This is a genomic window from Pseudomonas sp. NFIX28, assembly GCF_900107395.1.
Taxonomy (GTDB): domain Bacteria; phylum Pseudomonadota; class Gammaproteobacteria; order Pseudomonadales; family Pseudomonadaceae; genus Aquipseudomonas.
This window is the reverse complement of sequence record NZ_FNPW01000006.1, coordinates 1-22589: the sequence shown is the minus strand read 5'-3', so window position 1 is coordinate 22589 and position 22589 is coordinate 1. Positions and strand designations below refer to the sequence as shown.

Here is a 22589-nt window from a genome sequence, read left to right as displayed (position 1 = left end):
GTCGTCGTCGAGCGGCTACTTCTTCAGCGCCAAGCCGATGCGGGTCGTGATGTACGCCTTGAGCAGCGCGAACATCGGGTTGTAGTCGAAGTACTTTTTCACCTCTGCCGGCGCGCGGGTTTGCGTCCAGTACATCAGCCGCATCGCCGGCAGCAGGCTGTACTTCGAGTTGTTGAGCTGCGGCTTGTCCCCGGTGATGCAGTACCCGAAGCCGAACATCGGCTTGGCGAAGTCTCGTTCGTCGATGAGGGCGTGAATCCGCGCCGCGGCCTCATCGGCCGGCTTGCGCCCGGCGCTCACGGCCTCGACCTCGGCTTTGGCGTCGTTGAACAACTGGTAGTACTCCTCCATGTCCGCGCACAGGTATCCGAGGTACGGAGGGTCGTTGTCGAGGTGATCGAGGTCGCCCTCGTTGCGCGACGCGCGGAACCTCGCGTGGGCCTGCACGAGCCGGAACTGCCCGAGGATGGTGCCGACCGCCCACAGCCTGTGGAACGCGTCCCATAGGCGGAAGTCCGAGAACGCCGTGTAGCAGCAGCTGACGAAGTCGTCGTTGTGGTCCAAAAGCTTTTGCTGCAGGCGCTCGATGTACTCGAAGCGCTCGGGGGAGAAGTCGTCGTCGCGCAGCGCCTTGATGAGGCGCGCCGCGAGCGCGTGGATGGTCACCGCGGTGTTTTCCAGCCCCCGGGAGAAGAGCGGGTCGATGAAGCCGTTCGCGTGCAGCATCAGGCAGTAGCGGTCGCCGACGCAGGCGTTCGACGAGAATTGCAGGCGGTCGGTCTTGACCCAGTCGCGCACCGGCACGGCGTCCCGGAACTGAGCCCCGATGCTCGGGAACCGCGCGAGGAACTCATCGAATTCCTGCTGTGCGGAGATGTCGGTTTTCGGGTAAACACGGGGGTCGAGCTGCAGGCCGACGCTCACCAGGTTGTTGGTCGACCGCGGGTGGTTGTTGAACGGAATCACCCAGAGCCAGCCGCCCTCGAACATGTGGTGCAAGGTCCCCTCGTGCCAGCGCCAGCGCTGCCCCTTGACCTTGAAGATGTCGTCGAACGGCTTGACCCCGAGCATGTGCGTGTAGAGGCTGCGCGAGTGCGTCTTGAAGCGACACGGTTCTTCGCGGAGCTTGAACTTGGTCGCGAGCGGCGCGCGAGGTCCTCCGCAGTCGATCATGTACCGGCCGGTGAACCGTTCGCCCTGGGCGGTGGTCACCGCGACGCCGTCTTTATCGGCGTGGTATTCGGTCACGGTAGTCTTCTGGTGGACCTTGCAGCCGTATTTAATGGCGGCTTGCAACAAGTAGGCGTCGACGTCTTGCCGGTAATAATGGCTCTCCGGCCCCCACGGCAGCTCGGGAATGACGCACTGGGTGAACTCCTTCGGGTCGTGCTCCTGGCCGGGCTTGTGGAACACGAAGCCGAAGTTGCGCTTAATGCCCGTGCTCGACGCGACGTAACGTTGCGTCGAATAGAACGACGTGATGTGGTCGAGCTCCGGAATGCCGTAGCGATCAGCGATGATGCGGTTCATAAGAGACGTCTCGGGGATCGACGATTCGCCGATCGTGAACCGCGGGTGCGACGACTCCTCGATGATCAGCACGCGAAACTGTTGTTTGGCCAAGATGGCCCCCATCTGGGTGCCGGACATGCCCGAGCCGAGGATGATTACGTCGAAGTGATTGCTATCGTGTTCGTTCGCGGGGCTCTTCTGAGTCATGGGGGCAAACTCTCCTTGTGAGATAACACTGGGTCGCGCGCATCAGGATTCGTCGAGCGCGGCGCGGACGCGGGACCGCGCGGCATACGTCAGCGTGAGCAGCTCACCGAGCATGCTGGGCGCGTACCCCCCGCTGCCGATTTCAGGGCCGCTTTGCCCGACTTCGTACGCCCGCTCCGCCAATTTGAGGTGAGGCGCCCGAAAGCGCAGCAGGACCTTGAAGACCCGCTCGAGGGCTGTCAGCCCAGCCCGCACGTGCTCGTCCCGCGTACCGACCGCTCGCGCCTCGTCGAGCGCGCGGTCGATGAGCGCCGGCTCCCCGGAGAACCGAGCGTAGACCGCCCTGTACGCGGGAAGCACATAGGGCAGGTACGTCTCTTTGAATTCTCGATAAGTTTGGTCGTCCGATTGCGAGCCCCACAGGACGTGCTCCAGCACGAAGAGGGGCATTTCTACGGCACCGGGGCCGAGGTAGCTCTGGCCCCCGACTCGAATCGGTTCGTAGAAGGGGCGCAGCTCATCGTAGAAGACCTGCGGCGAGATGAAGCGGTACGCGTAGACGATCGATTCGACCATTTTCTGCAGATAGGCTTCCAGCTCGTCGCACCTTTGCGCGAACTCGGGCGACCGCAGGGACACATCGAACAGCTCGACGGTCAACGCGATGGCCGCCTCGAGGGCCGCCATCGAGATGCGCACGCTCTCGAGCAGGTGCGCTTCGTCGGGCAGCCCGGTGTAGCTGCGCTGCGCGTCGGCCGCCGTGGGGTTCCAGACCGTCACATGCAGGAGCGTCTCGCGCGGCGGCAGGTTGGTCGCGCGTGCCAGGTCGAGCAGCACCGGCTCAAGCCCGGGCACCACGTCCGCGGGCTCATGTCCGTGGCGCTTGAGCGACCCCAGGAAGAACCCGATGTCCCGCATCGCGGCGGCGGCTTCGACGAAACCCCAGCCGCAGGGCAGGCCGCGCAACGGGAGGAACTCGCGCAGCAGGCCGACGATGCCGGGCACGTCCTTGTTACGGTTCAGGCCCGGCAGTTGCAGAACGAGCGCGCGCGCCTGCAGCGGATCGCAGGCCGCCACGGCAGCGTGGGTGGCCGCGAATACGCCTACCCGGTCCAAGGTGCGTTCCACTACAGGCTTTCCTGCGCTGCGAACTTCGGCCCACGCTGGCCGCGCGACAGCCCCGCGTCGCCGTCACGCAGCGACCGCAGGTAGTCGTAGTTCGTCGGCAGGCTGGTGCGCAGACGCTCGGCCTCGCGCCGGATGTTGGCGAACATCGCCTCGGCTTTCTCGATCGACTCCGGTCGGTGCTGCAACAGCGGCAGCGACCGGTCGGGCAGCATGCCCAAGCCGGCAAAGATGCAGTAGTAGTTGCCGTTCAACCAGAAATTCTTGAATTCGTAGTCGAAGGTCTCGTAGTACGTGGAATCGTCGAACGACGTGGTGGTCAGCGGCAGCCCCGCCTTGTAGCGCTGAACCTTCTCTTTGATGGCGTCCGAGAGCCGCAGGTCGTGCCGGTTCGCGAGCCAGAACGGCGTGTCATCGCGCGACGTGGTGAAATAGTGCGCTTGGACGAAATCCCGGCAGTCGTCGAACATGTGGACGATCTCGGCGTTGAAAGCGTCGCTCAGCCGCGGGTCGAACGAGGTGTCGGGGAAGTGCTTCACGAGCTGGTAAAGCGCCGCGTAGATGAAGTAGATCCCCGTCGATTCCAGGGGCTCCAGAAAGCACGACGACAGCCCGATCGAGACGCAGTTGTTGACCCATGCCCGCTTGTTGCGCCCGACCCGGAACTTGATCTGGTTGAGCGGCTGATTGTCCGAGAGGCCCCAGAGTTTGAGGAAGTCGGCGGTGGCCTGGTCGCGCGAGGTGAAATGGCTCGAGAAGACGTAGCCGCTGCCGAACCGGCCCAGCATCGGAATCTTCCAGGTCCATCCCGAGTTCATGGCGATCGAGGAGGTGTACGGCTCGACCCCATCGCGCGCGTCGTCGTTGGGCACGGCGCTGGCGACCGCGCTGTCGCACAGCAGGTAGTCGGACATGTCGATGAAGGGTTCCTTCAGCGCCTGATTGATCAGGAGCCCCCGCATGCCGGAGCAGTCGATGAACAGGTCCGCCTCCAGCGTCCGCCCCTCCTTGGTGAGCAGGTTGGAGATGTAGCCGCGGTTGTTCAGGCGAACGTCCACGACTTCATCGACCACGCGGTTCACCCCGCGCTCGACGGCCCAGCGTTTCAAGAAGTCGGCCACCAGGTGCGCGTCGAAGTGCCACGCGTGGGACATCTGGCGGGTGCCGTCGGACAGGCACGGTGCCAGCTTGCCGTCGAGTGCCCCGGGCTGCGGGTAGCACGCGTACTCCATCGGCTGCTGGAAGCCCTGTTCGCGCTTGCGCAGCCAGTAGTGGGTAAGCGGCACGCCGTCGCAGTTCGGCACGTTGCCGAACAAATGGTAGAAGTGATCGTCGCGCGAGGGGGCGGGAGACTTTCTCCAATTCACGAACTTGATCGCGGCCTTGAACGCGCCGTTCACTTGGGGCATCCATTCCCGCTCCGGTATCCCGAGGAAATCGAAGAACACCTTCTGCAAACTTGGGATGGTCGCTTCGCCCACGCCGATCCGCGGGATCGCCGCAGATTCGATGAGCGTAATGTTCGCCTGCTGTTGGAGGGCCCGGACGAGGTACGAGGCGGCCATCCAGCCCGCAGTGCCGCCGCCCACGATGACGATATTCTTGATCGGCTTGTTCATAACACTCCTTGTTTCAAAGGCGGGCCGCCTGTGACGAGGGGAGGCCGCCAGTCTTCGTGCATCCATGCAAGAGGCACATCAATGTGCTGTTAGAGACTCTAGACTGCCGGAAAAGCGATGCAAATTCCGTTTCCGAATTAACATCCTGAAGTGCAAAGGTATTCGCTATAAAAGAAGGTTTTGGCGCACGTTCTTTTGCGCCTGATCAGTCCGCCGCCGACTTCATCCAGCGCCGATTTTGAAGAGGCGAGCCGATCAAAAATGATCGGATCACTCGCGCACTGCGCACCGCCACTTTTTGCCAATGCTGTTCATCGGCCCTCGATGCGCAGTGGCAGGCTGTCGATCACCTGGGACAGCGTTTGCTCCAGTTCCTGCTCCTCTTTCAGCGGTTCCGCGCTTCTTCGGCGTTGTCGGAATTCGCTGGGGCTGGAACCGGTGAATTGCTTGAAGGCACGGGCAAAGTAAGACGGGTCCTTGAAGCCGACCTCGTAACCGATGCTGGTGATGGGCATCTGGCTGTTGTCGAGCAGGTTCTTGGCGCTGTCCATGCGTTTGCTCAGGATGTAATCCATGAAGCCCAGGCCATGGACTTCCTTGAACAGGCGGCTGAAGCGAAACGTGGTCATGCCGCAACGTTTAGCCAACTCTTTCTGGTCGATGTTTTCACGAAAATTCTGCTCGATGTACAGCAGCACATCGCTGAGCGCCTGGTGTTTCTGGTGCTCGGTGGTCAGGCGGATGCTGTCGGGCAGGGACGGGCCATGTTCGATCTGCAAGGTTTTACCGCTGGAGCCGCTGCTGTGGCGCAAGTCGTAGAGCTGTTTCAGCGCATGCAGGAAACGCCGGATCTCGGCGCTCGAGAGGGGCAGCACCATGTATTCCCAGACGCGCGAGCGCATTGCCCAGACGGCGAGTTCTTCGGAATGCTGCACCGTGAACATGGCGATGGGAATGGAGGGAAGCTTGTGCTTGATCTCCAGCAGCAGATTGAGCCCGCGCATGTCCGGGCGGTCATAGTGCATGCAGATCATGTCGGGTGGAGGAGCAACCTCCTTTTCCGACAGCGACGGCTCTTTCGCCATCCGGCAATCGCAGGCTGGACGAAACAGCTCGATCAGTTCTTCGGATGATCGATTGCGGGTGAGGTCGAACCATAAAAGAGAGGGTTTGGGGGTCGACTCGGATTTCATTTCCCTATTCCTTCCTGGTGTCTCACTGTCACTTCCTGAGCTGTCAGTATTGTCACTGTGCCGTGCGGGCGAAGGATCAAGTTCTGATAACGCTTCATAGGATTCTCTTGATTACCTTCTATGGCTGACAGCGAAAATTTAAATCGACCTGCAGCTCCCTTGCAGTTGCGATCGCCTTTGTTGCCCCGGCGGACACGCCAGAGTCAGTTCTTGCGCTATCTGAGGATAGCTCCCTTCTAGAAAGTCCCCATCTGCCGGGCGTTTTCATTAGTGTTTTTCCTACCTGGCCACGGGCCGCAAAAAAATCCTAGGGTTCGGCAATAAACTCCTAACTCTCTCTGCTAGCTACTGACTAGGATTCACCTCAGGCGGCATAAATACTGATCGCCTTAAGACAACTTTATTTATGTGAGGTGGTGACATGAAACTGCAATCGATCAAAACTTTGGTGGTGGCGTTCATTAAAGATGAAGACGGTCTGACCATCGTTGAATATGCCGTCGCAGGTGGTCTGATTACGCTCGGCGCCGTCGCTGCATTCGTAACCCTGGGAGGCAACGTTTCCGCTGCCATTACCAGCCTGGGTTGCGCTGTTACGGGCGTGGTGTGCTAACGGCGAGCGTTGCGCTGAGTTCCCAGTCCTGGGCAGGAGCAGCTCATTACCCCTTACTGGCCGGATTTCTCGGGCCAGGCACCGATGAGCGGTTCCCCTCAGGCTGGGGTTGTGCCTGTCGTCAGGATCAAACTGCATATGCGTTCTACCGTTTTCCGTTTGATCTCACGCCGATGAGGTGAAGCCTTTCCATCAGCATTTGCAGCGAGAGCGCATGCATGAGGGAGGCTCTAGCACCTGCTCTGGAACGAGATCGAATCGTTGAATGCCCCTTTGCCCAGGCAGCTTTTCACCGCGCTGGCGTGCCCTCCAGAATCTCTTTCCAGCTTCAGCAGTATTGTCGTTGTATGGCCCGCCTGAAGATCAAATCCTGATATCAAAACCTCTGTTTAGTTCGATGCGCACTATGCCCTGCGTAGCGAATAAAAGCGGGTTTTTGCCATTGCTTTGGGAACGGATGTTTCTTGGTGAGAATGAGACGATTTCAAAAGAGACTTTTCTATTATTCCTTCCGGAGATAAGCCGCTCTATTAATTGGAATATTGTTGTTAGTGTTTTTATTGTTTTAACAACGGCAATAAAGTCCTAACGATCGGCAAAAAACTCCTAACCCCTTCAAGGGTCACCTGACTAATGTTTCAACAGGCAGTACGAAAGTGCTGATCTAAAACAAAACAGTTAGTGGGAAATAAATCTGCGATGGCCTGGTTATTGTCGAATATGCAATGACAGGTGGTTTGTTCACTTCAGGCGCTGTCGCCGCGTTTATACCCGGTTACTAATGAAAACAGCCATCGCCCGCCCGGGATGCGCTGTCCAGGTAAACCTGCTGGTACGCCAACTTCTGCCGAGGGCCGCAGTCATGGGCAAAGAGCAATTACTCGCTGTTGCATTGATGCTGGGACTGCTGGGAATAGCGGTGGTCAGTGACCTTCGCCGCAACCGTATTCCCAATCTCCTGATTGTGGTGGGGCTGGGGCTGGGGATTGCCGGCCAGGTCGTTTCCTCCGGCGTTGCCGGGCTGGGTCATGGGCTGTTGGGCATGTTGATCGGTTTTAGCGTTTTTCTTCCCTTGTACGCCTTGGGAGGAATGGCGGCCGGCGACGTCAAGCTGATGGCCATGGTGGGGGCCTTTCTTACCCCGCAGCACGCTCTCTGGGCAGCGTTTTTCAGCCTGATTGCCGGTGGCGTATGCGGGGCGCTGTTTGTGCTGGTACGTGGCCAGGTGCAACAGACCATGGGGCGTTACTGGCAAATGATGAGAGCCAGGGCCTATTTGTCTCCGGCGGATGACGAAGTGGCCGGCAAACCCTTTCCCTATTCGATTGCGATCCTGCTCGGCACATTGGCCAGCTTTTACCTCTGGTTGCCCCTTGGCCAGTAGCTCAGGAGAACGTTATGTACGCCATTAGCAATAGCCGCCTGGCCGGCAATGACCGCAAAGCAGTGCAGCAATTGGCTCCACAGCCGCGCACGATCCTTGAGACCGGCCTGGCGGAGAACTTCCTCGGCGACCTGGTCTGCAAGCACTTGCACGATGCCGGCGTGCTGGACATGCCTCGACTGGTCGAGCGCCTGGCGCTGACGGGGGCGGTCATTGAAGAAATCCTCAGTTTCCTGCGCCAGGATCATCGGGTCGAGATCCTTGGCCAATCCAGCGGCCAGGGCTTGCGCTATGGGCTGACCGAGCGTGGCCGCAATGCCGCCCGCGATGCGTTGTCGCGCAGTGGCTATATCGGCGCCGCGCCCTTTCCGGTGAGCGCTTACCGCGCGCTGCTCAAGGTCCAGACCATTCACCATGGGCGGATCAGTGCCCGCGACATGCAGGCTTCTTTCGGCTCCATGGTGCTGGCGCAAAACATGCTCGACCAACTGGGCGTGGCCCTGAACTCCGGGCGCGCAATCATGATTTACGGGCCGGCGGGCACGGGCAAGACCTATGTCAGCAGCCGCTTGATCCGGCTGTTCTCCGAGTCCATCTGGATTCCCCATGCCATTGCGATCAACGATGCGGTGATCGAGGTCTACGACCCTCAAGTCCATCGGCGTACGGAGGCCGGCGACCAGCAGAACAGCTTACTGCTCAATGAGGGAATCGACCGCCGTCTGCTGTGCTGCGAGCGGCCGATCGTGATCACCGGCGGCGAGCTGACCATGGAACAGCTGGACATCCGCTACGACCCTTTCACCCGCCAGTACCAGGCACCTTTGCAGCTCAAGGCCAGCAATGGCCTGTTCGTCATCGACGACATGGGGCGCCAGCGCATGGCCCCCGCGGAGCTGCTCAACCGCTGGATCGTACCGATGGAAGAGAAGCGTGACTTCCTCAACCTGGGCGGCGGGCGGCACTGCGAATTGCCGTTCGACCTGATCCTGGTGTTTTCCACCAACTTGAACCCGCTGGAACTGGCCGACGAGGCGTTCCTGCGGCGTATCGGCTACAAGCTGCAGTTCGGCTACCTCAAGCCCGAGGAGTACGAACGCATCTGGATTCAAGAGACCGAGCGTTTGAACATCCCGTATGACCCGCAGCTGTTGCGCTACGTCGTGGAGGAACTCTATGGCGCCGAGAACATGCCGCTGGTGCCTTGCCACCCACGGGATCTCTTGAGCATGGCGCTCGATCGCCAGCGCTACCTGGGCGCCAGCGGACCGCTGTCACCCCTGGAACTGGAATGGGCTTGGCACAGCTATTTCGTCCAGCTCGATTTTCTTTGAGTAAGGAGATATCGACATGAGTTCTCGTACTTTCACTCTGGTCGCCTTGTCCGTGGTCCTGGGCCTGGGCGCAGCCTGGATGGCCAACAACTGGCTCAACGCAAGGCTCAATGCCAGCCCCGACGACAACCAGCAGAACGTGGTGGTGGCGACCGTGGAGATCGCCTTCGGGCAAATGGTCGAGCCACAGCAGGTCGCACTGGTCCGCATGCCCAAGGAGACCGTGCCCGAGGATGCTTTCGACGCGACCGAGAAGGTGGTGGGCAAGATCGCCACGTTCTCCATGCTGCGCGGCGACATCCTGCGCGGTGCGCGCCTGGCCGAACACCTGGGCGGCAGCACCCTGGCCTCGCTGATCGAGCCCAGCAAGCGTGCCATCTCGGTAAGGGTGGACGACGTGGTCGGCGTGGGCGGGTTCCTGTTGCCGGGCAACCGGGTCGACGTACTGGCCACGCGGCAGACCGGCAATGGCACTGCCGAATCCAAGACCATTCTCGAGGACCTGCGGGTGCTGGCGGTGGACCAGACGGCCAGTACCGACAAGACCCAGCCGGTAGTCGTGCGGGCCGTCACCCTGGAAATGACCCCGTTCCAGGCCGAGGCACTGGTCAAGGGCATGACCGCCGGCAAGCTGCAACTGGCCCTGCGCAACCCGCTGGACAACCAGAAGCAACCCGCCGCGCTGGTCGAGCCGGTGGCGATGGTCCAGGAGGTGCCGGTGCCTCCGGTGGCCCGGCCGATTGTGCGCCAGCGCGCCAGCGGCGATAGCGGTATCACCGTAATCCGTGGCATCGAGGTCAACGTCGTGAAGTCCCAGCTGTAAATGCTCGGGCAGCACAAAGGCCAACCATGAGGGCTTGATGATGAGCATGCGTATCCAACAGCCATTGAGTGCATTTCCACAGCAGCAGCGCGGAGCCATGCTCGTACTGGTGGTGATTGCCCTGGCTTCGATGCTGTTAATGGGGGCCCTGGCGCTGGATGGCAGCCATATGCTGGTGAACAAGTCCCGCTTGCAGAATGCGGTGGACGCGGCGGCGCTGAGCGGTGCCAAGACCCTCAGCATGGTCATGGGCACGACCGGCTCCGCGAGCCTGACGCAAACCGCTGCGCTCAACACCCTGAGCCTCAACGCCAATGCCACCGGCAATCAGGAACTGGCCACCGCCATCGGCAACAATCCCGGTGCTTTTGCCACGGTGGAGTTGGCGTCCAGCGTCTATGGACCGTTTTCCTTCCCGGGGCCCGCTAACGCGAGCTATGTGCGAGTGACGGTTTCGAACTATTCCCTGGCCGGATTCTTCTGGGGCGTGTTCCAGACCCTGGGCAACGGCGTCGGCAACAAGTTCGTGACCGCCGTTGCCACCGCCGGGCCTAGCCCCACCAGCCCTTGCGACCTCACACCGCTGATGGTGTGTGGCGATCCAACGCAAAACAGCCCGGCCACCGGGATGTTCTGGGGGTTCAGGTTCGGCGATCCGCAGGTATTGAAAACCGCCGCAGGCAACAGCTCGCCGATTGGCCCGGGCAACTTTCAGCTGCTCGATTTCGGTTCCGGCGGCAACACCGTCAGGCAGGGGCTGGCGGGCGGTATCAACCAGTGCAACAACGTCGGTTCGAATGTCCAGACCAAGCCGGGGAATACCGTCGGGCCTGCCTCGCAGGGGCTCAACACGCGCTTCAACCAGTATTCCGGCGGTCTCAGCTCGGCGGACTATCCACCGGACCTGGTGGTGACGGTCAATTCCAAGTCGTTCACCTACGACAATACGCTGGCGCAGATCCAGTACGAAAATCAGTTGGTTACGTCCAACAGCGGCAACCTGTCCGCGGGTGGCAATGCCTTGTACGACTACAACGACTGGGTACAGGACGCCGCCAACTGCGTCGCCGGCGGCGGTGGCAGCTGCCAGAACGGCGGGGCGTTCGAGCGGCGGATCATCAAGATCGTGATCGGTGACTGCAGCGGCAAGAACGACGGGACGTCCTCGATACCGGTGCTGGGTTTCGGCTGCTACTTCGTCCTGCAACCGGCCTCGCAACAGGGCAACTCGGCGCAGATATTCGGCCAGTTCCAGAGCGTATGCGAGGGCGACAACGTCCCCGGCCCGACCCCGACCACTACCACCGGACCGCAGATCATCCAGCTGTACAAGACCTACATCGATAACAACCAGACCCCCAGCACCGACTCTTAGGAGGCTTTATGGGACGCACAGGATTCAGGTCGCCGCGGCGTCAAGGCGGATTGGCGTTGGTGGAGCTGGTGTTGACGCTGCCGTTGTTGCTGTTGCTGATGCTGGCCTTCGCCGAGTTCGGCCGCATGCTGTTCCAGTACAACAGCCTGATGCAGGCCAGTCGCGACGCCGGGCGCTTTGTCGCCAGCCAGGCGTGGAACGCCACCCTGGGCACGCTTGAACTGAGCGGCACGCTGCAGACGCAGACCAAGAACGTCGCGGTCTATGGCGTGCCGTCCAATCCCAATGGCTACCCGGCGGTGGTGTCGGGGCTGACGCCGGCGAATGTCGCGGTCTCCGCGGTCGGTACCAACCATGTCCAGGTCAGCATTACCTACACCTACGTGCCGGTGATCGGCAGCGCCTTGCCGGCCTTGTATGGCAGCAGCGTACCGCTGGGCCTGGCGTTGACTTCCACTGTCGTGATGAGGGCCTTGTGATGAATGTCAAAGGTATGCGCGGGCTGTACACCGTCGAATTCGCGATCACCAGCCTGGTGCTGTTCGTCATGTTGTTTGGCGTGCTGGAAATGGGGCGGCTGTATTTCACGGTCAATGCCCTGAATGAAACGGTGCGCCGCGGCGCCCGCCTGGCGGCGGTGTGCGACATCAACGACCCGGTGATCCTGCGTCGCGCGATGTTCAACACAGCCGCCGACAGCGGCGCGAGCAGCCTGCTCAATAACCTGACCACCGCCAACCTGAACCTGGTCTATCTGGACGCCAACGGTGCGAACGTCGCCAGCCCCAACGATTTGAGCGGCACCGGCGGGTTCGTCGCCATTCGCTATGTCCAGCTGCAGGTATCCAATTTCAACTTCAACTTTCTGATTCCTGGGTTCGGCGGGGTGTTTGTCCTGCCGGTATTCAGGGCGACCGTGCCGCGTGAAAGCCTCGGTCGGCATCCCCAGGCAGCAGTCACTCCGGAGATCACGCCATGCTAAGTACACGAGAAGCGCCCGTCGCCGCTGCTACTGAAAAGCAAGGCAAACGCCTGCTGATCAGTGGGCGCGACGTGACGACCTTGAACTATCTGAAAGCGTTGAGCCAGGGTTTGCCGAACCTGCAGGTAAGCACTCGCCTGGTCAGCAACGGCCATACCGATCCGCTGTACGGCCTGGAGCAGATGCCCGACTTCCTGCTGTTGCGCGTCAGCCACCTGTGGCGCGAAGAGCTGGCGGCCTTGTTGCAGCATCCGCTCAAGGAGCGCCCACCGCTGCTGGTGTGCGGCCCGCTGGACGAGCGTGAAGGCATGCGCCTGGCGATGCAGGCCGGCGCCCGGGACTTCCTGCCCGAACCGGTGGCGGCGGAAGACCTGCAAGCGGCGATCGGCCGGATGCTCATGGAAGCCAATGCCGAGCAGGGCACCGGTGGCAAGCTGATTGCGGTCATGAACGCCAAGGGCGGTTCGGGCGCCTCGATGCTGGCGTGCAACCTGGCCCATCAGCTCTCCACCCGCGGGGGCAGGACCCTGCTGCTGGACCTGGACCTGCAGTTCGGCAGCGTGGCGCATTGCCTGGACGTGGTGCCGGCGCACAGTCATGTGGATGTGCTGAAGCAGGTCGAGTCCCTGGACAGCATCGCCCTGCGTGGCTACTGCAACCATTTCAGCCCGACCCTGCATGTGCTGGGCGGGCGCACCGGTGAGCTGTGCCTGACGCAGGATGTGCACCACGACCAGCTGGAAAAGCTGCTGCGCCTGGCCCGTGGTACCTACGACTGGGTGGTGGTGGATCTGCCGCGGCAGATCGATCACCTCAGCGGTGTCACGCTCGAGCAGGCCGACCGCATCTACGTCGTGTTGCAGCAGAGCCTGAGCCACTTGAAGGACGGCACCCGCCTGACCCGTATCCTGCGCGAAGACCTGAATGTGCATGGCAACCGGATACAGGTGGTGGTCAACCGCTACAACAAGACCTCGCCGGTGAGCCTCAAGGACATCTCCGATGCCCTGCGCTGCCCGACCCTGCAAGCCCTGCCCAACGACTACGCGGGGGTCAGCGAAAGCCAGAACACCGGCGTGCCGCTGGAGCTGCACGCGCCCCGTTCGGGCGTGACCCTGGCCCTGCGCGAAGTGACCCAGAACCTGATCGGGATCGAGGTCGCCGAGAAGAGTCTGTTCAAACGTACTTTCAATCGTCTGTTCGGAGGCTAGATCATGCTCAGCGACTTTCGTAATCGCCTGCGCCAGCAACCCGGCAAACAGGCACCGGCAGAGAAACAAGACGCATCCGGCGCCAGTGAAGAGTGCGCCAACGTACTCATGGCCTGGGAGGCCAGCGTGCCGGACCTGCTCTATGAAACCAAAACCAAGCTCGGCTCGATGGAGGTCGAGTGGCGGGAGAGGATCTACCAGCAGTTGCTCAAGGTCATGGACCTGTCGCTGCTCGACTCCCTGGAACCCGCCGAGGCCGGGCGGCAGATCCGTGACATTTGCCAGCGCCTGCTCGACGAACATTCGGCGCCGATCAATGCCAGCAGCCGCCAGCTGATCCTCAAGCAGATCACCGACGAGGTGCTTGGTCTCGGGCCCCTGGAACCACTGCTGAACGACTCGAGCGTGTCCGACATCCTGGTCAACGGCCATGCCTCGGTGTACGTCGAGCGTTTCGGCAAGCTGCAAAGGACGGACGTGCATTTTCGCGACGACCACCACTTGCTGAACATCATCGACCGCATCGTTTCCAGCCTGGGGCGGCGCATTGATGAGTCCTCGCCGCTGGTAGACGCCCGCCTGAAGGACGGTTCGCGGGTCAACGCGATCATTCCACCGCTGGCCATCGACGGGCCGAGCATGTCGATCCGCCGTTTCGCCGTGGATTTGCTCAACACCGGGAGCCTGGTGCAAATGGGCACCCTGACCCCGGCCATCGCCCTGATGCTCAAGGCCATCGTCCGCGGCCGGCTGAATGTGCTGATCTCCGGCGGGACCGGCAGCGGCAAGACCACCATGCTCAACGTGTTGTCCAGTTTCATTCCGCACAACGAGCGGATCGTGACGATCGAGGACTCGGCCGAGCTGCAACTGCAGCAACCGCATGTGGTACGCCTGGAAACCCGTCCGTCGAACATCGAGGGCCGTGGCGAAGTGGGCCAGCGGGAGCTGGTGCGCAACAGCCTGCGCATGCGCCCGGACCGCATCGTGATCGGTGAGGTGCGTGGCGCCGAGGCGCTGGACATGCTGACGGCGATGAACACCGGCCACGACGGCTCCTTGACCACCATCCACGCCAACACCGCCCGCGATGCCCTGGGCCGGATCGAGAACATGGTGTCGATGACGGGGGCGACCTTTCCGATCAAGGCCCTGCGCCAGCAGATCGCGTCGGCCATCGGCGTGGTGATCCAGCTGGAGCGGCAGGAAGACGGCACGCGCCGGCTGGTCAGCGTGCAGGAAATCAACGGCATGGAAGGTGAAATCATCACCATGACCGAGATCTTCTCTTTCGTGCGCAGCGGCCTGGGCGAGAAAGGCGAAGTCATCGGCGAATTCCGCCCCACCGGCATGGTGCCGGCGTTTCGCGATGTGCTGGCCAAGCGAGGCATCGAGCTGCCGCTCAGCCTGTTCCGGCCTGACTGGATGGAGGGCTAGCCATGAACCAGATCCCCAGTGAATTTATCCTGGCATTTCTCGGGATGGTGTTCACCGCCATATTCCTGCTCAGCCAGAGCCTGACGGTGCCGGTGTTCGGCGAAGCGGGCAAGGTGCGCAAGCGTATTCGCAGCCGCCTCGACCTGCTGGAGCGGGCCAGTAACCTGGAGAACATGCAGTCGGTTCTGCGCCAGAAATACCTGCGCCGCCTGTCGCCGCTGGAGGCGCGCCTGGAGCAGTTGCCAGCGATGGAAGCCCTGGCGCAGATGATCGAGCAGGCCGGGCATGAATACCGCGCTTATCGGGTGCTGATGCTCAGCCTGGTCCTGATGCTGGGGACGGGCATGACGCTGTGGATATTCACCCAATTGTGGTGGGTGGCGCTGCCGGCGGCGGTTGTGGCGTTCTGGCTGCCGGTGCTGAAAATCTCCCGGGACCGTACCCAGCGCTTTGCCAAGTTCGAGGAGCAATTGCCCGATGCACTGGACGCCATGTGCCGGGCGCTACGGGCCGGGCATCCGTTCAACGAGACCCTGCAACTGGTGGCCGACGAGCATAAGGGGCCGGTGGCCCACGAGTTCGGCCTGACCTTTTCCGACATCAACTACGGCAACGATGTGCGTCGGGCCATGCTCGGCCTGCTGGAGCGCATGCCGAGCATGACCGTGATGATGCTGGTGACTTCCGTGCTGATCCATCGCGAGACGGGCGGCAACCTGACAGAAGTGCTGGAGCGCTTGAGCAGCCTGATTCGCGGTCGTTTCCGCTTTCAGCGCAAGGTCAAGACGCTCTCGGCCGAAGGTCGCCTGTCGGGCTGGATCCTGGTGGCGATGCCGTTTGTACTGGCTGCGGGGATTGTGTTGTCGAGCCCCACCTACCTGCCGCTGCTCATCAATGAGCCATTGGGGCAGAAGATGGTCCTGGGCGCGTTTATGGCGATGCTGATAGGGATTTTCTGGATACGCAAAATCATCCGCATCCAGGTCTGAGCACAATCACTCGTAGGGGGTGAGGTCATGGAATATCTACTGAGTCTGATCAATCGTCTGGTCGGTAACGAAGAACTGGCGCGCCTGCTGTTCGCCGCGGCCATTGGCCTCAGCGTGGTGCTGGCCGTGGCGACCCTGGTGTTGCTGCTGCAAGGGCTGCAGGACCCGGTACAGCGCCGTCTCATGCTGATCAAGCGCGGCCATGGCGACGGTCGCAGGCAGGGCACGCCCAGCAATCTGCAATTGATGCTGGAGCAGGTTGGCCAGCGCTTTGTCTCTGGCGAGCAGGAGCAAGCTTCCGCAACCCGGACCCTGCTGACCCATGCGGGCTTTCGCTCCCCGGCGGCGGTGCAGATGTATTGGGCCGTGCGCTTGCTGACGCCGCTGGCCTTGATGGCGCTGGCGATCCTGGCGCTGCCGCTGATGTCCAAGGTCTCACTGATGCTGGGCATGGGCCTGGTGCTCCTGGCGCTGGGGGTGGGCTGGCTGGTGCCGGCCATCTACGTCGACGCGCGCAAGAACGCGCGGATGACCCGCTTGCTCGTGGCCTTTCCGGATGCGCTGGACTTGATGGTGGTCTGCGTGGAGTCAGGCCTTGCCTTGCCCCAGGCCATCGAGCGGGTGTCGGAAGAGATCGCCGTCAGCCAGCCTGAGCTGGCCACGGAGCTGGCGCTGGTCAACTCCGAGGTCCGTGCCGGGGTGCCCAGCACTGAAGCGCTCAAGCACCTGGCCGAGCGCACCGGGCTGGAGGATATTCGCGGGTTGGTGAGCTTGCTGGCGCAGAGTATTCGCTTCGGTACGAGTGTCGGTACGACCTTGCGCATCTATGCCGAGGAGTTTCGCGACCGGCGCACGCAGCAGGCCGAAGAGAAAGCCGCGAAGATCGGCACCAAACTGGTGTTTCCGCTGATCTTCTGCCTGTGGCCAAGCTTCTTCCTGGTAGCCATAGGCCCGGCGATCATCGGCGTGTTCAAAGTATTCGGGAAGATATAAGAGGGGGGAGGGGGGCAGAGCCATTTGCATGAATGGCATCGCCCCCTCTGAGTTGATCGCGATCTATTGCCCCTGGGAACCACCGCCACCCGAACCTACGTACTCCTTGTAGTACTCGGGGATCGGGTGTTTGTAGTTGTCCAGCCAGCGTTGCAGGGCAAGTTCCCGTTCGCTGGGCGAGGCATTCTGCGGGATAGGCGACTTGACCTGGTTACGGCTCTGCAGCAGCAGCCAGGTTTCGGTCGATTGTTGTGACAGCGATGCCGGGCCGGGTTCGATGGCTTGGGCCATGAGCGGAAGAAGCAAGAGCCCCAGGCAGCTAAGCGTTTGGTGTTTCATCACTACCTCTGCGTTATTGGTGGGTTGACACTCGATGGCGACGAATCCGTTGCTGATACTGCCTGGCCGGCAGGGGCCTTGCTCTTCGCCGCGCCCCTGAGCCTTTCGGCCCGCTCCCGCGCACTGGTGACTTGCTCAGGCTTCAGCCCGGCGCGATTGACCAGGTCCGAGGCCTGTTTCCAGTTGCCTTGATAAATCAGCAAGGTCACCAGGTTGAGGGTTGCCAGCTGGTTGTCCTGTTTCAGCTCCATGGCCGTGAGGAACTCAAAGCGGGCCTGGTTGGTATTCCCCTGGTTGAGGTAGACCACCCCCAGATCGTTGCGGATTTTCTCGTCGGTGGGGGATAGGCGCGCCGCTCGTGTCAGGTGTTCCAGGGCCAGCGCGTTATTGTTGCGTGAGGCTGCCAGTTGGCCCAGGCCATGCTCGCCTTCGGCGACCAGGCAGGTGCTGAGCAGGCTGCGGTACAGCGGTTCGGCCTCGCTTTGGCCGAGCTGGCGATAGATCTTGGCCTTGCGCATGCGCACCTGTGGCAGGTCTTCCGGCAGGCGTTGCAGATTGGCCAGGCCGGCGTGCAGCTTGCCTTCGTCGATCATGTCGTCGGCCAGGCTCAGCGACAGTTCCTGATCCGAATCCAGCTTGCTGCAGGCCTGCTTCGACCAGCTACCGCCGCCATTCGTGGCGCAGCCGCTGAGCATGAGCAGCCCTAACGCCGCAATGACTACTTTCATTTTTCCCTCCTGGAACAATCCGATTGTCGAGGAATGGCTAACACCGGACTTGCCGAGTCCGGTGTGATTGAGCCTGAGCGTGGCGAGCAACGAACCAGGCGTCTGGTTCATTGCGAAAGCCCGCTGGCGGCCTGGTCAAAATTGCCGTTTTCCAGGAAGTACAGACGGAACCAGTTCGGGTCGTAGTTGCGCAGTGGCTCGCCAGGCAGTACTGGCAGCTTGGCATTGACCGCCAGCGGTTGCACCAGATGCGGAGTGACGATCATCAGCAGTTCTTTCTCTTCGCGCCTGATCGAAGAATCGCGGAAGAATGCCCCCAGGATCGGGATCTCTCCCAGGCCGGGGAACTTGCTCACGGCCGTGGTATTGGTGGTGCTGATCAGGCCGCTGATCACGAAACTCTCGCCGTCGGCCAGGGAGATGCTGGTGTCGGTGCGACGCACAACCAGGGCTGGCACCGAGATATCGTTGACGGTAATCCCGTTGGTGAAGTCCAGTTCGCTGACTTCCGGGGCGACCTTCAAGGAGATGCGGTTATTTCCGACGATTGTGGGGGTCAGGGTCAGGCGAATACCGAATTCCTTGTACTGGATGGTAATACTGTCGCTGCCGCTGCTGGGGACCGGGATCGGCACTTCACCACCGGCCAGGAAGCTTGCGCTCTGTCCGCTCAGTGCCACCAGGCTCGGACGCGCCAGGGTATAGGCAAACCCACTGCCTTCCAGGGCGTTGATCAGCCCAAGGACGTTACCGCCGCCAATGCCGATATTAAACATGCCGTTGTTGAGCGGTATGTTCGGTCTGAGGCCACCGATATTGCCGGGCGTCACCGTCGTCCCAAACGGGGTGGTGCCCGGGGAGGTGAACAAAAAGTTGCCGCTCTTGCCGAAGATCGAGGTACCGGCCTCTTTCAGCTTGGTGCGGCTGACTTCGACAAAGCGGATATCCGTCTGCACCTGGCTGGCCAGTCCCGGGTCGTCGGAAGGAGGCAGCAGCGAACTCACCATCGAATGGGGGCCTTTGCCCTGGACAAATACCATGCTTTGGCGAGGTTCCTTGTCGCAGGCCGTCCAGACCATCAGGCTGGTCGCGCCGGGCGCAATGCCCGTCAGCAGGTAGGAATCCCGTCCATTGAGATACACGTCGGCAATTTTGGGATCGCCAACCGCCAATCGCGTAATGGCAACGGTTGAGTGCATGACCGTCTGCTGGCCTTCGCCCACTTCCACCGTGGGCGGCAAGGGTTGCAATCCTGCGCAGTTATTTGATGCCGCCACGGCGATCCCGGTGGGAAGGCCAGCGATAATCAATGTCCATGCCACTCGCCTGAGCACCTGTACACAATCACTGTTCATGCACTGCTTCCTTGTTTGGGCTGGGGAAACCGCGAGGTCCGGCCAACAGGGGGCATCTTTTCGTCACCTGAGCCAGAACCCGCCAAGTGTTGCTGCAACCAACCAGCAGTTAGCTGTTTCTGTAAATGACGTTAGCGCAGAAAGATAAAATTGCTATGAAGTGTAAAAAAACCTTCGGCCGATCGAGGGCGAGCCAGCGGGGCAAGGCTCGCTCTGTACGCGAATGCCCATCAATGGTGCGTTTTCGCCTGGCGCACCATTGAATTCTTTGCTATGCGCAGAGGCTTCGATCCGCGGCTTCATGCCCTTGGCGGGGGCCTGCTCCAAGACAGGGCGAACGGGCATGACACAGGTCAGAATCATCTTTTACATCAAGGGGATATTCTGTAGCCTTGCGCAGCTTCAATGCTGCACCTACCTGATGAATACTCACTCTCCCGGCGGTACCCTCAACGGGTCCGGAGCCGGGTGTATACTCGACTTTCGCGCATAAGCGCCCGCAGGTCTTGCGAACATGACGCAAATTTCCGAACGCCTTCTGGTTCAGGCCCACCTCGACGCCAAGCAGCCCAAGCCGCTGACGGCCGCAGAGGAATCCCATTACCGTGCCGCAATCGCTGCCGAGCTCAAGGCTCAGGACGCCGTGCTGGTGGCTCACTTCTACTGTGACCCGGTGATTCAGGCCCTGGCCGAAGAAACGGGCGGCTGTGTCTCCGACTCCCTGGAGATGGCCCGCTTCGGCAACGCTCATCCGGCCAAGACCGTGGTGGTCGCCGGTGTCAGGTTCATGGGCGAGACCGCAAAGATCCTCAACCCCGAGAAGCGGATTCTGATGCCCACGCTGGAAGCCACTTGCTCCCTCGATCTGGGCTGCCCGGTAGAAGAGTTCTCGGCATTCTGCGACCAGCATCCGGAACGCACCGTGGTGGTCTACGCCAATACCTCGGCGGCGGTCAAAGCCCGTGCCGACTGGGTGGTGACCTCCAGTTGCGCGCTGGAAATCGTCGAAAGCCTGATGGATAACGGCGAAACCATTATCTGGGGGCCGGACAAGCACCTGGGGACCTACATTCAGCGCCAGACCGGTGCCGATATGCTGATGTGGGACGGCGCGTGCATCGTCCACGAAGAGTTCAAGTCCAAGCAGCTGGAAGACATGAAGGCGCTTTATCCCGATGCGGCCATTCTGGTGCATCCGGAGTCGCCGACGTCGGTCATCGAACTGGCCGATGCGGTGGGTTCGACCAGCCAGCTGATCGCCGCTGCGCAGCGCTTGCCGAACAAGACGCTGATCGTGGCCACTGACCGCGGCATTTTCTACAAGATGCAGCAGCTGTGCCCGGACAAGGTGTTTATCGAGGCGCCAACGGCCGGTAACGGCGCGGCGTGCCGTAGCTGCGCCCACTGCCCATGGATGGCCATGAATACGCTGGAGCGCACCTTGCAGTGCCTGCGAGAGGGCAGCAACGAGATATTCGTCGACCCGGCGCTGATTCCCCAGGCCATTCGTCCGCTCAAGCGCATGCTGGATTTCACCCAGGCCGCGCGGATGAAGCTGGCGGGCAATGCCTGATCGCCTTTGCGCGCAGACAAAAACGCCCCGACATCCGGGGCGTTTTTGTGTGTGGCGGATTATTTTTTCTGTTTGGGGATGCGCACGATCTGGCTGGAAGAGTAGATGTCGTGCCAGCTGCGCTTGTGCTTGTCCACCAGGATCCAGATAAAACCCAGCCCGGCGCACAGCCACGAAGCGATCGACACCATGAAGCGCAGCAGAGCCTGCCACAGGCTGATGCTGCTGCCATCGGCGTTCTGCACGCGAATGCCCCAGACCTGCATGCCCAATGTCTGCCCGGAATGGGTCCAGAACTTGGCGAAGAAGGCGAACAACACAAACAGCAGGATCGTCGAGTAAAGCGGGTCGCCGTCCAGCGCGCCGGACTCGGTCAGCGTGCGCATCCGGGTTTCGCCGAGGATCTGCAACTGGATGAACTTGTAGATGCCGCCCGTGACGATCAGCAATGCGGTGCACAGCAGGAAGTCGTAGAACATCGCTGCCAGACGACGGCCCAGGCCAGCGGCGGGGTAATCACCCTGGGGGGTTAGCAGGTGCTTGGGCATCACAGGCCTCTCGATTGAAAAAAGAAGCCATTTTACGGAATTGCGCGCACAAAAAAGCCCCTGATGTCAGCATCAGGGGCTTTTAGTTTACCGACGATCAGCCTTCGGCTTGTACTTCGTCAGCCTGCATGCCTTTTTGGCCCTGCACGGCGATGAAGGTCACTTTCTGGCCTTCTTTCAGGCTCTTGAAGCCGTTGCCCTGAATAGCGCGGAAATGTACGAACAGATCCGGACCGCTTTCTGGAGTGATAAAACCAAAACCTTTCTCGTCGTTAAACCACTTGACGGTACCGCTCTGACGTTGGGACATTTCTTATTTCCTTTGACGCTAAAAAATTAATGACAGTCTCTTTCTCGTGAAAGAGTACTGGGCTGGGTTGCAGGAAAGTAAGAGACGTCGAACGGGTTGTAGCAAACTTGTTAGCTACTGCCCAGGTCACGATTCCAAGCGACCCATGCAAACACAGTGGGGAAACTCTACGCCAACTACGGGAGAAAAAACAAGCCCTGCGAAAGCCCGGTTTTCCTCAGCTCGGCGCTGTTTGCCGATACTAGCCGCGCAGGCTTATTCGATAGAGTTGTTCAATTGTTTTCAACTGTTATAAGGCAAGTTCAATATCGAAAATATGCACTGTTTTATGGCGGTTGCGTTACAGATTAGTGCACTTTTAACGCAACCGCGTTACTTATAGAAACAATCGATCAACCGCGATAGTAGCGTTGTGCAACGAATGGCATTTTGCTTACAAGCATTGGTACCTTTTTCCCACGAACAATTGCCCAAACTGGCGTATCGAGAGCGACATAAGCGCTATCGAGGTAACCCATCGCCAACGGACCGCCCAGGGTCGGGCCAAAACCGCCGCTGCATACGCTACCGATCACCTCGCCAGCCTCGTTGACGATCTCGGCGCCTTCCCGCACCGGGGTACGTTCCTGGGGCAGCAGGCCTACCCGTTTGCGGCTGACGCCATTGAGCTGCTGGGCGAACACCCGCTCGGCGCCCGGGAAGCCGCCGGCCCGTGCGCCATCGGCGCGACGTGGCTTGGAGATGGCCCACAGCAGGCTGGCCTCGATCGGCGTGGTCTGGCTGTTCATGTCATGGCCATACAGGCACAGGCCGGCTTCCAGGCGCAGCGAATCGCGCGCGCCGAGGCCGATGGCGGCCACTTCCGGTTCGGCCAGCAGGGCACGGGCCAGGGTTTCGGCGTTTGCCGCCGGCACCGAGATTTCGAAACCGTCTTCGCCG

General features: G+C 61.0%; 22 protein-coding genes. 12 read left to right on the top strand and 10 right to left on the bottom strand.

Annotated features, from left to right (window positions below):
• Positions 1 to 15: 15 nt before the first annotated feature.
• From BLV20_RS13205 to BLV20_RS13190, 4 genes are all read right to left on the bottom strand, one after another.
• Positions 16 to 1719 (bottom strand): NAD(P)/FAD-dependent oxidoreductase, encoded by a 1704-nt coding sequence (locus BLV20_RS13205; protein WP_092302119.1) that lies wholly within the window; start codon positions 1717 to 1719, stop codon positions 16 to 18.
• 42 nt (positions 1720 to 1761) lie between these two features.
• A complete protein-coding gene (locus BLV20_RS13200) occupies positions 1762 to 2847 on the bottom strand; it encodes a monodechloroaminopyrrolnitrin synthase PrnB family protein (RefSeq protein ID WP_092302107.1) in 1086 nt (361 codons plus the stop codon).
• The gene (locus tag BLV20_RS13195; protein ID WP_092302106.1) at positions 2847 to 4463 is read right to left on the bottom strand and encodes a tryptophan halogenase family protein; all 1617 of its coding nucleotides are present in this window, start codon (positions 4461 to 4463) and stop codon (positions 2847 to 2849) included. The genes BLV20_RS13200 and BLV20_RS13195 overlap by 1 nt, the downstream gene beginning before the upstream one ends.
• Before the next feature lie 311 nt (positions 4464 to 4774).
• Positions 4775 to 5656, bottom strand: a complete 882-nt coding sequence (locus tag BLV20_RS13190; protein ID WP_092302104.1) for a helix-turn-helix domain-containing protein — start codon at positions 5654 to 5656, stop codon at positions 4775 to 4777.
• 421 nt (positions 5657 to 6077) lie between these two features.
• Here BLV20_RS13190 and BLV20_RS13185 point away from each other — a divergent pair, with 421 nt between their 5' ends.
• From BLV20_RS13185 to BLV20_RS13135, 11 genes are all read left to right on the top strand, one after another.
• The gene (locus BLV20_RS13185) at positions 6078 to 6269 is read left to right on the top strand and encodes a Flp family type IVb pilin (RefSeq protein WP_092302102.1); all 192 of its coding nucleotides are present in this window, start codon (positions 6078 to 6080) and stop codon (positions 6267 to 6269) included.
• Between the two features lie 862 nt (positions 6270 to 7131).
• Positions 7132 to 7653 carry an A24 family peptidase gene (locus tag BLV20_RS13180; RefSeq protein ID WP_092302634.1) on the top strand — a complete coding sequence of 174 codons (522 nt, stop codon included), beginning with the start codon at positions 7132 to 7134 and terminating at the stop codon, positions 7651 to 7653.
• A gap of 14 nt (positions 7654 to 7667) precedes the next feature.
• Positions 7668 to 8987 carry an AAA family ATPase gene (locus BLV20_RS13175; RefSeq protein WP_092302100.1) on the top strand — a complete coding sequence of 440 codons (1320 nt, stop codon included), beginning with the start codon at positions 7668 to 7670 and terminating at the stop codon, positions 8985 to 8987.
• A gap of 16 nt (positions 8988 to 9003) precedes the next feature.
• Positions 9004 to 9810, top strand: a complete 807-nt coding sequence (gene cpaB, locus BLV20_RS13170) for a Flp pilus assembly protein CpaB (protein WP_092302098.1) — start codon at positions 9004 to 9006, stop codon at positions 9808 to 9810.
• Between the two features lie 37 nt (positions 9811 to 9847).
• Positions 9848 to 11185, top strand: a complete 1338-nt coding sequence (locus BLV20_RS13165) for a TadE/TadG family type IV pilus assembly protein (RefSeq protein ID WP_092302096.1) — start codon at positions 9848 to 9850, stop codon at positions 11183 to 11185.
• A gap of 8 nt (positions 11186 to 11193) precedes the next feature.
• Positions 11194 to 11664 (top strand): TadE/TadG family type IV pilus assembly protein, encoded by a 471-nt coding sequence (locus BLV20_RS13160; RefSeq protein ID WP_092302094.1) that lies wholly within the window; start codon positions 11194 to 11196, stop codon positions 11662 to 11664.
• Entirely contained in the window at positions 11664 to 12167 is a 504-nt protein-coding gene (locus BLV20_RS13155) for a TadE/TadG family type IV pilus assembly protein (protein WP_092302092.1), read from the top strand. Before BLV20_RS13160 ends, BLV20_RS13155 begins: the two co-directional genes overlap by 1 nt.
• Positions 12161 to 13378 carry an AAA family ATPase gene (locus BLV20_RS13150; RefSeq protein ID WP_092302090.1) on the top strand — a complete coding sequence of 406 codons (1218 nt, stop codon included), beginning with the start codon at positions 12161 to 12163 and terminating at the stop codon, positions 13376 to 13378. Before BLV20_RS13155 ends, BLV20_RS13150 begins: the two co-directional genes overlap by 7 nt.
• Positions 13379 to 13381: 3 nt before the next feature.
• Positions 13382 to 14815 carry a TadA family conjugal transfer-associated ATPase gene (locus BLV20_RS13145; protein WP_092302088.1) on the top strand — a complete coding sequence of 478 codons (1434 nt, stop codon included), beginning with the start codon at positions 13382 to 13384 and terminating at the stop codon, positions 14813 to 14815.
• A gap of 2 nt (positions 14816 to 14817) precedes the next feature.
• A complete protein-coding gene (locus BLV20_RS13140; RefSeq protein WP_092302086.1) occupies positions 14818 to 15804 on the top strand; it encodes a type II secretion system F family protein in 987 nt (328 codons plus the stop codon).
• Positions 15805 to 15831: 27 nt separating this feature from the next.
• Positions 15832 to 16797: a type II secretion system F family protein gene (locus tag BLV20_RS13135; protein ID WP_092302084.1), complete on the top strand. Its 966-nt coding sequence runs from the start codon at positions 15832 to 15834 to the stop codon at positions 16795 to 16797.
• A gap of 63 nt (positions 16798 to 16860) precedes the next feature.
• Here BLV20_RS13135 and BLV20_RS13130 read toward each other — a convergent pair whose 3' ends face one another.
• The 3 genes from BLV20_RS13130 to BLV20_RS13120 form a co-directional block, all read right to left on the bottom strand.
• Entirely contained in the window at positions 16861 to 17136 is a 276-nt protein-coding gene (locus BLV20_RS13130) for a DUF3613 domain-containing protein (protein ID WP_092302082.1), read from the bottom strand.
• Between the two features lie 2 nt (positions 17137 to 17138).
• Positions 17139 to 17864, bottom strand: a complete 726-nt coding sequence (locus BLV20_RS13125; RefSeq protein ID WP_092302080.1) for a tetratricopeptide repeat protein — start codon at positions 17862 to 17864, stop codon at positions 17139 to 17141.
• Positions 17865 to 17971: 107 nt separating this feature from the next.
• Positions 17972 to 19219, bottom strand: a complete 1248-nt coding sequence (locus BLV20_RS13120; protein ID WP_092302078.1) for a type II and III secretion system protein family protein — start codon at positions 19217 to 19219, stop codon at positions 17972 to 17974.
• Positions 19220 to 19733: 514 nt separating this feature from the next.
• Here BLV20_RS13120 and nadA point away from each other — a divergent pair.
• On the top strand, positions 19734 to 20792 hold the full coding sequence (gene nadA / locus BLV20_RS13115; RefSeq protein ID WP_092302076.1) for a quinolinate synthase NadA: 1059 nt from the start codon (positions 19734 to 19736) through the stop codon (positions 20790 to 20792).
• Between the two features lie 59 nt (positions 20793 to 20851).
• Here nadA and BLV20_RS13110 read toward each other — a convergent pair whose 3' ends face one another.
• The 3 genes from BLV20_RS13110 to BLV20_RS13100 all read right to left on the bottom strand — a co-directional run.
• Positions 20852 to 21340 carry an RDD family protein gene (locus tag BLV20_RS13110; RefSeq protein WP_092302074.1) on the bottom strand — a complete coding sequence of 163 codons (489 nt, stop codon included), beginning with the start codon at positions 21338 to 21340 and terminating at the stop codon, positions 20852 to 20854.
• Positions 21341 to 21437: 97 nt separating this feature from the next.
• Positions 21438 to 21650: a cold-shock protein gene (locus BLV20_RS13105; protein WP_007931076.1), complete on the bottom strand. Its 213-nt coding sequence runs from the start codon at positions 21648 to 21650 to the stop codon at positions 21438 to 21440.
• A 392-nt stretch (positions 21651 to 22042) separates the two neighbouring features.
• On the bottom strand, positions 22043 to 22589 hold a 547-nt coding region (locus BLV20_RS13100), incomplete at its 5' end, for a glycine cleavage T C-terminal barrel domain-containing protein (protein WP_305883264.1).

Coding starts and splice junctions, on each gene's coding strand:
- BLV20_RS13205 (WP_092302119.1), bottom strand. CDS start 1,719: ATGACTCAGAAGAGCCCCGCGAACGAACACGATAGCAATCACTTCGAC.
- cpaB (WP_092302098.1), top strand. CDS start 9,004: ATGAGTTCTCGTACTTTCACTCTGGTCGCCTTGTCCGTGGTCCTGGGC.
- BLV20_RS13150 (WP_092302090.1), top strand. CDS start 12,161: ATGCTAAGTACACGAGAAGCGCCCGTCGCCGCTGCTACTGAAAAGCAA.
- BLV20_RS13120 (WP_092302078.1), bottom strand. CDS start 19,219: ATGAACAGTGATTGTGTACAGGTGCTCAGGCGAGTGGCATGGACATTG.
- BLV20_RS13140 (WP_092302086.1), top strand. CDS start 14,818: ATGAACCAGATCCCCAGTGAATTTATCCTGGCATTTCTCGGGATGGTG.
- BLV20_RS13155 (WP_092302092.1), top strand. CDS start 11,664: ATGAATGTCAAAGGTATGCGCGGGCTGTACACCGTCGAATTCGCGATC.
- BLV20_RS13125 (WP_092302080.1), bottom strand. CDS start 17,864: ATGAAAGTAGTCATTGCGGCGTTAGGGCTGCTCATGCTCAGCGGCTGC.
- BLV20_RS13190 (WP_092302104.1), bottom strand. CDS start 5,656: ATGAAATCCGAGTCGACCCCCAAACCCTCTCTTTTATGGTTCGACCTC.
- BLV20_RS13165 (WP_092302096.1), top strand. CDS start 9,848: ATGATGAGCATGCGTATCCAACAGCCATTGAGTGCATTTCCACAGCAG.
- nadA (WP_092302076.1), top strand. CDS start 19,734: ATGACGCAAATTTCCGAACGCCTTCTGGTTCAGGCCCACCTCGACGCC.
- BLV20_RS13175 (WP_092302100.1), top strand. CDS start 7,668: ATGTACGCCATTAGCAATAGCCGCCTGGCCGGCAATGACCGCAAAGCA.
- BLV20_RS13130 (WP_092302082.1), bottom strand. CDS start 17,136: ATGAAACACCAAACGCTTAGCTGCCTGGGGCTCTTGCTTCTTCCGCTC.
- BLV20_RS13195 (WP_092302106.1), bottom strand. CDS start 4,463: ATGAACAAGCCGATCAAGAATATCGTCATCGTGGGCGGCGGCACTGCG.
- BLV20_RS13110 (WP_092302074.1), bottom strand. CDS start 21,340: ATGCCCAAGCACCTGCTAACCCCCCAGGGTGATTACCCCGCCGCTGGC.
- BLV20_RS13135 (WP_092302084.1), top strand. CDS start 15,832: ATGGAATATCTACTGAGTCTGATCAATCGTCTGGTCGGTAACGAAGAA.
- BLV20_RS13145 (WP_092302088.1), top strand. CDS start 13,382: ATGCTCAGCGACTTTCGTAATCGCCTGCGCCAGCAACCCGGCAAACAG.
- BLV20_RS13105 (WP_007931076.1), bottom strand. CDS start 21,650: ATGTCCCAACGTCAGAGCGGTACCGTCAAGTGGTTTAACGACGAGAAA.
- BLV20_RS13185 (WP_092302102.1), top strand. CDS start 6,078: ATGAAACTGCAATCGATCAAAACTTTGGTGGTGGCGTTCATTAAAGAT.
- BLV20_RS13160 (WP_092302094.1), top strand. CDS start 11,194: ATGGGACGCACAGGATTCAGGTCGCCGCGGCGTCAAGGCGGATTGGCG.
- BLV20_RS13180 (WP_092302634.1), top strand. CDS start 7,132: ATGGGCAAAGAGCAATTACTCGCTGTTGCATTGATGCTGGGACTGCTG.